Source organism: Streptomyces sp. NBC_00250 (assembly GCF_036192275.1).
Lineage (GTDB): Bacteria > Actinomycetota > Actinomycetes > Streptomycetales > Streptomycetaceae > Streptomyces.
In genome coordinates, this window is sequence record NZ_CP108088.1 from 2379407 (window position 1) to 2392853 (window position 13447).

The 13447-nt window shown below is 74.9% G+C and carries 5 protein-coding genes; all 5 read right to left on the reverse strand.

Going from position 1 to position 13447, the window contains the following annotated elements; genetic code table 11:
• Positions 1-32: 32 nt before the first annotated feature.
• The 5 genes from OG259_RS10715 to OG259_RS10735 are packed head-to-tail and all read right to left on the reverse strand — an operon-like array spanning position 33 to position 13443.
• Positions 33-2399, reverse strand: a complete 2367-nt coding sequence (locus OG259_RS10715) for a hypothetical protein (protein WP_328942068.1) — start codon at positions 2397-2399, stop codon at positions 33-35.
• On the reverse strand, positions 2396-4675 hold the full coding sequence (locus tag OG259_RS10720) for a hypothetical protein (protein ID WP_328942069.1): 2280 nt from the start codon (positions 4673-4675) through the stop codon (positions 2396-2398). Before OG259_RS10720 ends, OG259_RS10715 begins: the two co-directional genes overlap by 4 nt.
• Positions 4672-7224, reverse strand: a complete 2553-nt coding sequence (locus OG259_RS10725; protein WP_328942070.1) for a hypothetical protein — start codon at positions 7222-7224, stop codon at positions 4672-4674. Before OG259_RS10725 ends, OG259_RS10720 begins: the two co-directional genes overlap by 4 nt.
• On the reverse strand, positions 7221-10985 hold the full coding sequence (locus tag OG259_RS10730; protein WP_328942071.1) for a tubulin-like doman-containing protein: 3765 nt from the start codon (positions 10983-10985) through the stop codon (positions 7221-7223). The genes OG259_RS10725 and OG259_RS10730 overlap by 4 nt, the downstream gene beginning before the upstream one ends.
• Before the next feature lie 22 nt (positions 10986-11007).
• Positions 11008-13443: a VWA domain-containing protein gene (locus tag OG259_RS10735; protein ID WP_328942072.1), complete on the reverse strand. Its 2436-nt coding sequence runs from the start codon at positions 13441-13443 to the stop codon at positions 11008-11010.
• Between the last annotated feature and the right edge of the window lie 4 nt (positions 13444-13447).

Sequence of the window (13447 nt, forward strand, 5' to 3'; positions counted from 1 at the left end):
GCGCGCCGGGCGGCCGCCCCCCGTCGCCCCTGTCAGGTGAACCACCCCCGTACGGCGATCACGAGGATCGCGACCACCAGGAATCCGATCAGCGCTCCGGCGCCCCCCAGGAAGCGGCGGGTGTAGGCGTTGCCGGGATCGTCCGGGTGCCCTGCGGCGGCTCCGGGGGTGGGCGCTCCCGGGCGCGGCGCCGTGCGGGGCACCCCGTACGCCTCCTTGAGGAGGGTGAGCCAGACCGCCTCCGGCAGGCCCGGCCGCTCGCCGTCGACGATCAGCCAGAAGGCCTCGCGGGCGGACGGCGCCGGGCCCGTACGGAGCCGGGCGAGCAGCTCCGCGAGCGTGCCGACCGGGGCGTCGCCGCGTGCGAGGAGCGGGCGGACCGCCCAGCGGTACAGCTCGGCGGCGTTGGCCGCACGCTGCTCCTCCGGCGGGTCGGAGGTGTCGGCCTCGGCGCCCGGCGGCGCGACGGCCCAGAACTCCCTTCCGATGGCCACCTCGCACAGTTCCCGGCGCAGCGCGTGCTCCCAGGACGGCAGGCGCCGGGCGGTCTCGCGAAGGAGGAGGGTGAGGAAGAGGTACGCCTGCGGGCGGCGCAGCGCGTCGAGCAGCTCGCGGTTGCCGCCCCCCGCGACCAGCCGGCGTGCCTCTTCCACGGTGTCGGCGACGGACAGCTTGTGCACGAGGCCGGTCTCGACCTCCCGCTCCCGCCCTCGGCCCCGCACCTTGGCCCAGGGCCGCCCTCGCACCGCGGCGGGCCCGGTCCACACGGGCTCGGCCCGGGGAAGGACGGGGCGCGGGTACGGGTCGGCTCCCGGTCCCTGGGGCGGGCGGTGGTGCGACCGCGCCTGGGCCGCCGGGCGACCGGGGCCCTCGGGGAGGTGCGGCTCGGTACGGCTCCCCGGGTCGTCGTCCCCCGGCGAGGCCGACCGGCCGTCGCCGGCCTCGGAGGGACGCTTCGAGAGGTCGGCACGGTGCGGAGCGTCCGAGGTGGGGCGGTGGTCCGCGTAGGCCTCCCGGTCGTCCGGAAGACCTGGAGCCGGGGGCTCCTGACGTGGGGCCCGGGAAGGGCGGGACCGCGGGTCCGCGAGTTCCGGTGAACGCGGCCGGTGGTCGTACGGGTCGGACTGCGGGGACGATGGCCGCCGGTTCTCCTCTCGGGGCTTCTCCGGTGGATCCTCGCGGAACCAGTAGTCCGGGCGGTCCGACGGGCCGGGGCGGTCGAAGGCCCGGAGCTCTCCCGGGGCGGGTCCCGCCGGGGCCGCGGGTGCTTCGCCGGCCCTGGGAGTCCCGCCACGACCGGCCGTGGGCCCGGTCTCCGGCGGTGGGTCGTCCTCGGCTGCGCGGCCGCCCGAGGCCCACGCCCACAACCTTCCCGCAGTGCTCTGGGGCGGGTCGGTGGGCGGAGGCTGCGGGGTCGGGGGTTGCGGGGTGGGGGGTTGCCCGGTGGGGGGCTCGGAACGGGGCCGGGGGGTGGGGCCGGCCGTCGGGCCGGCGGCGCGGCGGCGGTCGAGGGCGTCCAGCGCGCGCGTGGCCGTCTCCAGAAGGGGGGTGCGACGCGCGGCCGACCCGGACGAGACCTCGTGGAGGGCTCTGCCGATCGCGTACTCGCCACCGCCGCCCTCCTCGATCCCCCGCAGGTGGTGCCGGACGAGCCGGGCCGCGACCTGTTCCGCCGGGTCGCCGATCCGTTCGCGCGGGTCGATGCGGCGACGCCCGGTGTTGCGGCTCGCCGCACCGGACCAGCGGCCGACGAACACGAAGCGGAGCGTGGTGAGTTCGACGGTGTCGTGGGTGGCGAAGGTCCACCGGCGGCTGGTGAGCCCGCCGAACATGCTGTGCAGCCCCCAGAGCACGGGGGCCGCGGTGTCGCCCCGTTCGTCCAGGACGGTGAATCGTTCGTCCGGGTGGCGCAGAAACTCCGCGACCGTCCCGGTGAGTTCCTCGGACGCGTACTCCAGCGCGCCGTCGAGTTCCCCCTGCCCCCGGCCGGTCGCGGGGACGAGGACCTCCTCCTGGATCACCGGCAGCGGCCCGCGCACCCGCGCGGCGTTCACGTCCGCGCCCTCCCAGTTCCAGGCGTGGAGCCCGAGACAGATGGCGGGTTGGAGGAGTTCGGTCGAGCCGACGAGGGCGTGGCAGAGCGCGGAGGTCCCGCCGCCGGCGTCCGTGAAGGGGCTACGGCGGACCAGCATCACCGTCGAACGGCCTTCGAGCCGGACCAGGGCCGGCCGGGTCTCCTCGCCGCTCGCGCGCAGCACGGTCCCGAAGGTCCGGAAGAGGTTCTCGGCCTCGTCGCGGGGCCCGGACCAGGCCACCGGTCCGAAGCCGGTGCTGCCGGTGAGGTTCTCGCTGTCCCAGCGGAAGACGATCTGGTCGACCTCGTTCTCCGACCGTGTCATCGGACGATCCTCTCCCTGGGTCCCGCGGGTTCCGTCCCGGGCAGCAGCCCGCACATGGCGAAGAGCGACAGCAGTGGTGCGAGGACCCGGCGCGGCCGGGCCCCGTGCGGAAATCGGTCTCCGCGTGCCTGTCCGCCGGTCGCGGCGACGAAGTGCAGGGAGCAGTCGGCGCAGTCGTCGAACGGCTTGAGCCAGGCGGGGCTGGCCGAGTGGGCGAGGAAGGCGTACGCGTCCCGGCTCTCGGCCCGCAGCGCGGCGGGGTCGTGGCGGGCGGGCAGGGCCCGGCCGAGCCAGCGGTCGACGACCGGTTCGAAGCGCACCAGGTCGCTCTTGTTGACGGCGAGCGCGGCCGGGGCCGCGACGAGTCCGCCGCGCTGCCGGGGGATCCGGTTGAGCACCGTGGCGAAGGCCTCGTCGCCGAGGTCGCGCCGCCGCAGTCCGCTCTCCTCCCGCACCGGGTCGAGGGCGGGGAGCCGGAGCGCGCGCAGCGGGTCGAGGACGAAGATGAAGGCGTCGACGCCCATGAGGAAGCGGCCGACCTCGCTGTCCTGGGCGAGGTCCTCGCCCGCGAGGTCGAAGAAGACGACGGGCCGGGGTGTGGCGCCGCCCGCAGAGACGAGCAGCCCGTCGGCGAACCGGGCGAAGGTCTGCTGTCCGGTGCGTCCCAACTGCCGCCCCTGTTGCAGACTTTGGACGCGTTCACGCAGATAGGTGCGGTGCGCCTCGTGGTTGAGCGGCAGGCATTTCAGTCCGTACGGTTCGAGGCCGCCGAGCTCGACCTCGCCGAGCATCGCGGCGAGCAGGTGGGTCTTGCCGACGGAGGAGCTGCCGACGAGGGCGATGGAGAGCGGCTCCCCGTTCTTGAGGTAGGGCACGGGGAGTTCGTGCCCCTCCTCACCGTCCACGGTGTGCGGGCACAGGTGGTACGCCTTGCGCAGGGCGTCCGCCTTGTAGTCGGGCCGGCGTTCGGTGGCGAGGTCCAGCGGGATGCGGTTGCCCTTGGCGTCGATGGTGACGAGCAGCCGTTCGTCGTACTCGACGGGGAGCAGACAGTGCGGGCACATCCGGCCCCGCGACGGCGGCGCCGGGACGGGTTCGGCGGGCGGCACGGACGGGCCGGGGCGGGCGGTCCCCCCGCGGTTGCCCAAGACCCGCTCGCGCCAGGTGGGACGGGAGGGAGGCGGGGCGGGGAAGGGGGGCTCCGCACCCTCCGCCCCGGCCCGCCCGACGCCCGCCGGGCCTCCCCCGGACAGTGCGGCCTTCCGGGCGATCTGGAGGTCGTACTCGGCCCGCCACCGGTCGAGCCGATCGGCTTCCACGGCGACGGGGTCCGGCACGTTCAGGAGCCTCAACAGCTCGGTCGCGTCGGGGCGTTCCGCCGCCCGCGGGGAGAAGAGACCGCTGTGCTGGAGGGCGGCGAGGCGGCGGTAGTCGGCGAGATCCGCGGGAGGCCCTTCGCCGCGGTCGGGGCGGCCGGAGAGCAGGTAGTAGGCGAGTTCGGCGACGGACCACAGGTCGTCGCGAGGGTCGGCGGCGCCGCGCCCCGCGCGCTGTTCGGGTGAGGACCAGGGAGCCGTACCGAAGGATTCGCGCGCCTCCCCGGTGCGCAGCGCCGCGTACGGTTCGCAGAGCCGGATCCGGGTGCCGTCCCACCGTACGGTCTCGGGCGTGATCGCCCGGTGGACGAGATCGAGTTCGCCGAGGAGGCGTACGGCCATGGCGAGTTGGCCGGTGATCCGCTCCTGGTCCTCGGCTCCGAGCCGCCCCGACCAGTCGGAGAGCGGGTGCCCGATCGGCGGCCGGTAGAGCACGAAAGGTTCGGCGGCGGTCAGGTCGAAGCCGACGATCCGGGTGAGCACGGCACCGAACTTCTCGGAGCCGTACCGCCGTTCGAGGGCGACGGCGGCCGCCACCTCCCGTTCCAGGAGTCCGTACGCCCGGGGGTCGCCCTGCCCGGACGAGACCAGCCTGTACTGCACGACCGGCACGGACGCCGTCCCCAGGAACGCCCGGCGCGCGAGGAATCCGGGGCGGCCGGCGGGAGTGCGGTCGTCGCCGTACCGCACGACGAAGCGGCTCTGCGCCTCCCGGGGGTTGAGGAACTCCAGCTCCTGGTAGTACGGATGGGGCGGCGGGCTCGATTCGGCCAGGTGGTCGGGGTGGTCCGGCCCGATGGGGTGGCTCGGGTCGGCCGGACGGCCCGGTCGGTTCGGGTCGCTCCGGTCGTTCGGATGGCTCGGGTCGCTCTGATCGTTCGGATGGTTCGGGTCGGTCACGGTTCTCCCGCCTCCTCGGCGCGGACGGTGTGCACGACGTCCGCGCGCAGTGGTACGAGGCGGAGGATTCCGGCGTGGCGTCCCGCACCGGTCCACACGACGTCCTCGGCGGTGCCCCGCCAGACGTCGTCCCCGGCGGCCCCGCGCCGCATCGCCTCGGGCACGAAGCGGACCTGCCGGGCGGCGATCGGGTCATGGGAGAGCAGCCGCAGGTGTTCCGGGCCGCAGAGCGCGACCGTACGGCCGGGGTCGTCGTCGGCCAGGAGCAGCCGGGCCACGGCGTCGGGGGCGACCCCGGTGAGCCGGGCGGCGTCGGGCCGGTCGGAACGGTCGGTGAGGGCGACCAGACCGGAGAGCGCGTCCGGCTCGCGGAGACCCTCGTTCCGGGGCGGCGGAGAGGCGGCCACATCGCGCTCCAGCCGGAGGCGGGTGTCGTCCAGGAGCTCCACGATCCGCTGCTCGTGGACCCCTGGCGCCATCGCTCCGGGGTCGCGTTCGACGCCCGCCCAGCACCGGTCGAGGATCAGGAGGGTACCGGCGACCAGGTCGCCGACGAGGGTGTCGACGAGGAGGGGGCCGCCGTCGCCGTACCGCCGCTCCAGCCACGCGGGCGCGGGAACGGGTCCCGACACGGCCGACACCCCGCCGAGGGAGACGGCGGGGTCCCGCTCGAACGGGCCGGACCGGCCGGACGCGTACGGGGATCCGGAAGGGGGCGGAGCGGGTTGCCGCCCGGGAGGCGCGGGTTCCTCGTCCATGTCGGGCCAGAGGTCGTCCTCGCCCTCCCACTCGTCCCAGCTCCAGGACGGCCCGGCGCCGTCCGGGTCCGGCGGTACGGCGGACTCCGTCCGGAACCCCTCCTCCGACGGCCCGTCCGGCGGCAGGTACGAAGCCCTCTGCCCGTGCGCCTCGGCCGTGTCCGCGAGGCCGCGGAGCAGCCGGGCCACCGCGCCCGCGCCGGCCGAGCAGTGGTGCCGCACCTCGGCGAAGAGCCAGTCGTGAACGGCGGTCGTGACCACCAGGTTCTGGACCTCGCGCAGGATCCGCCAGGCCTCCTCCGGGTCCGCCCGCGCCCACCAATCGTCCACGGCCCGGCTCCAGTCGCGCAGCGCGAGGAGGACGATCGCCATCAGGGACACGGTGAGCGCGACGGCCCCCGCCCACAGCGGAAGGCCGAGGAACTGTCCGAGGCCCGCCCCGACGAGACCGCCGAGCACACCCCCGATGAGCCGGGGCGCCGCACCCGTGGCACCGCCGCCGTCGATCCGCCCGTCCGGTGAACGGTTGGGCCGACGCCTGAGCATCAGATGGGCGAGCACGGCGGCGAGCACTCCGGCGGCCGGGCCGAGCACCCAGCCGAGCACCGGCCAGACCCCGGCGAGCAGCGCCAGGGCCCCGGTCACCGCGAAGGCCACCGGGCGCGAACCGCCCGCCGTGAACGGGTACCGGCCGCCGAGCCGCCGCAGCCGCTCCGGCCCGCAGATCGCGTCGAGCCGGGCGAGCCGGGCGGCACTGCCGACGGGCGCGGTGCGCGCGGAGAGCGCCGCGAGCCGGGCGGCCACCGAGCGCAACGGCAGGCCCTTGCCGATCAGTTCGTGGGTGTGGTCGCGCAGGGCCGGGACGATCCCGGTGCGCGAGATCTCCCTCGGCATCTCGGGCAGTTCGATGCCACGGTCCCGGAGCACCCCCCGGTGCTCGACCGTGAGCCGGCTGCCGCCCGCGGCGGCGAAGGCGTCCGCGACGGTGGCGCGGAACCGCTCCAGCTCCCCCGTCACCCGCTCGATGTCACCCGGCAGATCGACCGTGCGGCCGACCCCGGTGAGGAGCCCCGCCGCGCCCCGGATCCGCTGGTAGCCGTCGACGGCGTCCCCGACCGCTTCGTCGCAGGCGGCGAGCCGGAGCCCCGCCCTGCCCTGGGCCGGCAGCCAGCGGTGGTCGGAGAGGGAACGCGGAACGCCCTCGTCGAGCAGCAGCGCGAGCGGCCCCGGCACCTGCTCGGCGGAGACGGTACCGGCCGGGACGTCCGGCCCGGTGAGCCCCTCCACCGACTGCCGCCAGGCCCGCGCCCGCGCCTCGTCGGTGAGGTCGTGCTCCAGGACGCGCACGGCGGGCACGGCGACGCCGTGCACCACCTCGCCGAGCGCGCGCAGCACCGCGTCGAAGACCTCGGGGGTGGACAGGACGTCGACGAGCGGACGCAGGACGGCCTCACCCGGGACACCGTCCTCCGCAGTGTCGAACACCCACAGGACCCCGGCGGCGGGCGGCCGCAGGGTGAGGGTGCGGCTCAGCGTCCGCTCGCCCCGGACGCCGACCGCCAGGCAGACGATGTGGGCGGGCCCGTAGGAGGAGAGCCGCTCGTAGAGCAGCTGGTGGGCGACGAGCCGGTCGGCCTCGTCGAGGACGAGGAAGCGCCGCTCGCCACCGGGCTGCGGGGCGTCCAGGGCCGCACGGACGACGGCGTCGAGGTCGTACGCCCCCGCCGTCCGCAGGTCGAGGCAGACGGCGTGGCCGGGCAGGGGCCGTTCGGGCAGGACGCGCGCGCTCACTCCGCCTCCCCGGCCCGGTCGCGGTAGGAGGCCCCGTCGTCGTACTCGGGTCCGAAATCGGGCTCGGGTTCCTGCTCCCAGTCCTCCTCGAAGGCGGAGGAACCGGCCTGCTGGGGCGACCCCGCGGAGGCACGGGGACCGGTGCCGGGGGTGTCTCCGTTCCCGTAGGCGGTGCGGGGATCGGGCACGGTGCCGTTCCCGTACGCGGGCCGGGCGCCGTTCTCGCTCCCCGGACCGGGGCGGTTGTCCCACTCGGGGCGCGCACCGTTCTCGCTCCCCGGACCGGGGCGGTTGTCCCACTCGGGCCGGGCTCCGTTCTCGCTCCCCGGACGGGGGCCGTTCTCCCACTCGGGGCGCGCGCCGTTCTCGCTCCCCGGACGGGGGCCGTTCTCCCACTCGGGGTGAACCCCGTTCTCGCTCACGGGGCCGGGGCCGTACTCGTACCCCTCACGCCTGTGCGCTCCCTGCGGGCCGAAGTCCTGCGCGGGCCGGCGACCGTGACCCTGGCCCTGCCCGTACCCGTGGCCTTGGGCCTGGCCCTGCCCGTGGCCCTGGCGCTGCCCCGGCGGCCTCCCCTGGCCCGGCCCCTGGCTCTGGCTCTGGCCCTGGCCCTGCGTCACCCCGGCGCGCGACGCGTGCCGTTCGTACAGGGCACGCAGGCTCGCCCGGGTCGCGCGGGCCGCCCTCGGGAAGCGCATGTCGAGGGCGCCGGGGAAGGTGACTTCCCAGAAGTGGCGGATCGGGGCGAGCCATTCGGTGTCGGTTTCGCCGTACTCGCCGTACTCGGCGACGAGTCGGGCGATCAGGCCGAGCTGCCGCGGCGCGACCTGCTCCACGAAGTGGGTGAAGAGCGGCGACGGCGGCACCGGGACCTGCGCGAGGCCCTTGGGCAGGGCCTGCATGAGGCGTTCGCAGAACTGCTCGATGATCTGCCCCTCGTCGAGCAGCGCCCACCGCTCGTACGCGCGCAGCAGCCCCGCCCAGCTGGTGAGCGAGCCGTCGAAGTCCTCCAGACGCAGGGTCATGGTCGCGGACTCGCCGTCCTGGAGCCGGATGCGGACGCGGTGGGGCGAGCCGATCGGGCCCTCGGTGTCGATGTGCCCGTTCCACATGGCGCAGAGAAGCCGGTGCAGGATGCGCTGCCGGTCGTGTTCGGTGGAGACCAGCCAGTCGTCCTGGTAGCCGAGGCGCTGGCGCCAGTGCAGGAAGTCGTCCTCGCCGGCCGAGTCGCGGGCCTCGGACCAGAGGCTGAGGATGTTGCGGACCTCGGAGATGTCGGTGAGGTTCATGCCGCTGCGGAAGAAGACGACGGTGATGGCGTCGGTGTCGCCGGCCCGGCTCTCCGGGGTCACCCGTCCGGGCAGGTTGAGCGCCTGCTCCAGGTAGTCGCGGGCCCGGCCGTCGGACTCGCTCGCCGGGTGCACGATGAGGATCTTGAGGGGGCCGCTGCCGTCCGGGACGAAGCCCACCGGGATGAGGCCGGCGAGACGCGAACGGAACTGGTCGAGCCAGCGCGGGTCGATCTTCGCCTCGGCGGTCTCGTCGCCCGCGGCGGCCCGGAGCAGCAGTTCCATGGAGGGCAGCAGGGGGCGGGCGAAGGCGTCCTCGTTGGCCTCGCCGAAGAGCCGCTTGACCCGCCGTTCGACGACCTGCTTGATCTCCTTCACCGCCGCGCCGGGCTGTCGGCGGACCGCGTCGAGGGCCCGCCGCCAGTCCTCGGGGCCGACGAGCCGACCGAGCAGGGTCGCGGCGTCGGCCGCCTCGGGCAGGCCCTCGCTCTGGGCGAGCCGGTCGACGACGTCGTCGTAGAAGGCGCGCAGGGTGTTCTGCGGGGGCAGGAGGTAGGCGATGCCGGCGCGGTCGTCGCGGTAGAGGTCGCGGCGGCTGTCGGCGAAGGCCTTGGGCTCGTCCTGCTCGTGGGCGCGGAGCGCCTTGGTGAGTTCGGCGACCTCGGAGCCGGCCTTGTGCAGGGCGGGCCGCCACTGGGATTCACCGGCCTGCCAGCCGCGGTGCCAGAGGGTCCGGGCCCGCCACTGGTACCAGGCCTGCTGGGCGGCGACTGCGTCCTGGACGTCGGGGTCGTTCCACCGGGCCGGTACGACCCCGCCGACCGCGCCCTTGATCGGGGGGATGTTGGGGGCGGCGGTGTGGACGTTCGGCGGTCGTTCGGGTTCGTTGCGCCGGTTGTCGATCATGCCGGTGAAGCCTTCCCTCGCCACCCGGTCGGGGTGACCGGGCAGGCCCGTCAGGATGACTTCGACCTGGAACGGGTCCATGGAGCCGAGGAGTTCGCGGACCCCGGTACTCGGCCTGAAGTCCTCGGTGAGGCGTGGGATCTCCCGGGCGAGACCGGCGTCGAGGCGGCGCAGGGCCTCCTCCATGTCCCCCAGCCGGTTGCGCAGTTCCTGGGTGATCCTCGACTTGCCCCGGGGGATCTGCTCGGGCAGGGGGACGTTCGGGGCGTCCCGGGTCCAGAGGCGGCCGATGGCGGAGCGGTTGAACAGCTCCCTGACGTGGTCCTGTCCCTCCCGGTCGGGGCGCCTGGCGCGCTCGGTCATGCCGCGGACGGCCTGGGCGAGCAGCCGTGCGGCGACGATCTCGGCGAGGTCGTCGACGGGCACGGTGAGGGAGGCGGCGAGGCTGGTGGACATGCCGCGGTAGCCGATGCCGGTACGGGCCGGGGTGGAGCGTTCCACGCTCTTGTTGATGAAGCTGGCGGCGAAGGACTGGTAGTCGTCCTCGGCGCGGGTCGCCGAGCCGGTGTCCTGGCCGAGGTCGGTGCCGATCAGCGACATCACCATGGCGGCGATGGAGCGCCGCAGGTCCTCGCTGCCGATGACGGAGGGCTTGGAGAAGAGGAAGGCGGTCTGCATGGTGGCGGGCCGCAGCGCGACGACGCCGTCGCCGGGGTACGTGACGCTGAGCCGCCCGCGGTCCTCGACGTCGCCGACCTGGTCGAGGGCGTCGGGCACGTTCTGGTCGTCGACGAGCCGCGAGAGGTCCACGAGGGCGCGAGCGGAGTTGAGTTCGGCCTCGCGTCCGCCGCCGGCCTCGGGCGGGAAGGCGGAGGGCATGACGACGAGCGGGTAGATCTTCACCCCGGGCACTCGGGCGTTGCGGAACTCGTGCCCGATGAGGTGGATGAAGTCGTAGAAGATGCCGGCCCCGGTACCGCCCGCGACGGAGAAGGCGACGAACACGTCGCAGCCCCGGATCGGGCCGCCACCGACCCTCCGCAGGTCGCCCGCGGACTGGCCGATGGCCCCGATCGCCTCGCGGAGCTGGCGCAGGACGGGTTCGAGACCGGAGCGGAGGGTCGCGAAGAGCGCGGAGCGTCCGACGGTCGGCAGCTGCCCGGCGCCGCTGTTGAGCGGGGCGACGCGCGGCTGGCGGGCCTGCGGCGGCAGCCACAGCCGGGTCTCGTCGGGGACGGTGACGCGCAGCATGCGCGTCACCTCGGGCGAGGAGTCGAAGTCGGTGGGCAGCAGGTCGCGGACGATCCGGGAGGTGCGGGCGAAGGCGGCGCCCTCGGCTCCCTTCGCCTTGAACTGCGGGTAGTTCAGCAGCTCGGCCTCGCTGAAGTCGGCGTAGACGAACTGGAGACAGTCGGGCAGCTGGAAGGGCAGGCGGCGCCCGCCGTCCAACAGGTCGGTGCCGTCGGGTCCGCACAGCTCCCGGCGCAGACTGCGTTCGAGCTCGGTGCCGATCTTTCCGCCGGTGCCGCCGAGTCCGACGAAGAGCATGGGCTGATAGATCTTCATGTCGTTCTCCTCGGAGACCCGTTCAGAAATTGATGTCGTAGTCGGGCGCTCCGGGCGAGCCGTCCGTGCCCGCTCCGGAGAGGGAACCGGAACCCGCACCCGTACTGCCGCCTCCGCCTCCGCTTCCGGCACCGGGGCCGGTGCGGCGGGGGCGATGGAGCCACGGTGTGCCCCGGCCGCGGGCCGGCGCCGGGCGGCCGCCCCGTACGACCAGCTCGTGGTCACCGATCCCGACCGGCTCACCGGTCCGCACGGGGACCTGCCCGCCGCCCCGGGTGCGCAGCGCCATCTCGCCCGAGCCGTTGCGGCGCAGCACATGGGCGGTGGAGGAGCCGCCGCCGGGGATCCGGCGGAGGGTGGGTGGCGTGCCGTACGGTTCGTCGACGGCGAAGGCGAAGACGCCGCCCGGGCTCTGCCCCCGGCGGACGGTCAGCGAGTCGAGCGACCGTTCGCCCTGGCAGAGTTCGATCGTGACGCCGGTGAGGTCGCGGCGGCGGCGCCTGGCCAGGACCCGGATGACGACGAAGATGCCGATGACGAGGGCGAGGGCGGCGCCGCCGGCCACGGCCTTCCACCAGCGCTCCCACCAGGTCGGCGGCTCCACCACCCGGACGTTCAGGAAGGCGCCGCGCAGGGGGCGGTCGCTGTCCGCGGTGTCCACGACGGTGACCTGTCCGGCGAGTGCGCCGAAGGGTGTGCCCTTCCCGAGGGTGACGGTGAAGGGGATCTGGGTGCTGCTGTTCGGCGGGGCCGTGACGGTCGCCGGGGAGACGGCGAGCTCGGCTCCCGGGGTCTGGTTGTCCAGGGCGAGCCGCAGGGTGCGCGGCGCGGAGTCGTTGTTGGTGACGTCCAGGGTGCCGCGGACGGTGGCTCCGGGGTGCACGGTGGCCCCGTCGACGGTGACGGCCGCGGTCACCAGCGGCGCGTCCTCGGCGAGACGGGTGCGCAGCGGGCGCCGGTCGGAGGTGATCCCGGGCGCCTCCATCCGGGTGACGAGCTCCAGGTCGCCGGTGGCGCTCGCGGGGATGGTGAGCGTGCCGGTGAACCGGACGTCGCCGGCCTTGGCGTCGGGGGCCTTCCCGTCATCGGCGAGCTTGAAGCTGACGGGCCGGAAGCCCTCCCCGCTCAGGTCGGCCGCGACCGAGAGACCGGCGAGCTGACGCGGGTCGGTGATGACGACCCCGCGCCGGGTCTGCATCTGCACCTCGACCTTCACCTGCTCCCCCGCGCGCGGGGACGCCGGGTCGAGGACGACGGCGGACTGCAGCCGGCCCTGCCAGATCGCCCGGACGGCGACCTCACGGTCGCGGTGGCCCTCCGGCGCCTCGATGTGCACCCGCCAGGCACCGGGCAGCGGGTTCTTCACCCGCAGCGCCTCGACCGGGCCGTTCTGTCCGCTCACCTCGAAGGTGGAGCCGTCGAACTCGTCCCGGAGGGGCACCTTGCGGCCCGCCGGGTCGAAGTAGGTGACCTGCACCTTCGGGTCGTGCTTGGCGACAGTGAGGGAGCCGTCGGTGGCGATGGGCGGGATGGTGACGGTCAGGTCGGCGGGCGGCTTGCCGACGGTTCCGTGCGCGATCCGGGCGCAGCGGGCGGCGGCGAAGGTCTCCTGGAGCGCCTTGTCGATCTCGGCGGAGGTGTCGACGACCCGCATGCGCGGCTCGGAGTCGGGGATCTCGGAGCAGGCGCCGCGGTAGCCGCCCTGGGCCATGGCGGTGAGGGCGGCGCGGTCGATCTCGCTGCCGAAGCCGAGGGGCCAGATCTGTACGCCGGCCGCGCGGGCGCGGGCGAGTTCCTCGGTGAGGCGCAGCGCTCCGTTGGACTGGCGGTTCTCGCGGTCGGTGCCGTACTCGGGGCTGTCGGCGACGTCGAGCTTGCCGTCGGTGAGCAGGAAGACGACCTTGGGGGCGGCGGGCGCCTTGGTCCCGCCGGTGCCGGTGCCCTTTCCGGGTCCGGGTCCGGCTCCGGTGAGGCGGGTGACGGCCTGGCGTACGGCCGCCGGGAAGTCGGTGCCGGGACCCATCCGGGCCTCGTCGCGCCGCCCCAGCTCCTGGACGCAGTCGCTGAGTCGCTCACGGCCCGCCGCGTCGGCGACGGTGAGCGGGCAGACCTCGCGTACGGGCGACTGGCCGCGCTTCTCCGAGCTGCCGAAGCCGATGACGGCGGCCCGGGAGCGCTCCGATATCTCGCCCTGGACGAGCAGCGCCGCCGCTTCGGTCTCGCGTGCCAGGTCCTTGTCGGCGAGGCTCGCCGACTGGTCGACGACGACGGCGAAGTCGATCGGGTCGGGTCCTTCGGGCGGGTCGGCCTGCGTGGCGGCGGTACGGGGGACGGCGTTCGCCCCGGGACCGCCGGGCGCGCCGGGGGCGCCCGCGGCGGCGGTCGCCGCGAGCGGGCCGGAGAGCGCGAGGAGCGCCCCGGCGAGGAGCAGGACGCCCCCCTTGTTGGTCCACTGCATGTTC

Coding starts and splice junctions, on each gene's coding strand:
- OG259_RS10715 (WP_328942068.1), bottom strand. CDS start 2,399: ATGACACGGTCGGAGAACGAGGTCGACCAGATCGTCTTCCGCTGGGAC.
- OG259_RS10730 (WP_328942071.1), bottom strand. CDS start 10,985: ATGAAGATCTATCAGCCCATGCTCTTCGTCGGACTCGGCGGCACCGGC.
- OG259_RS10735 (WP_328942072.1), bottom strand. CDS start 13,443: ATGCAGTGGACCAACAAGGGGGGCGTCCTGCTCCTCGCCGGGGCGCTC.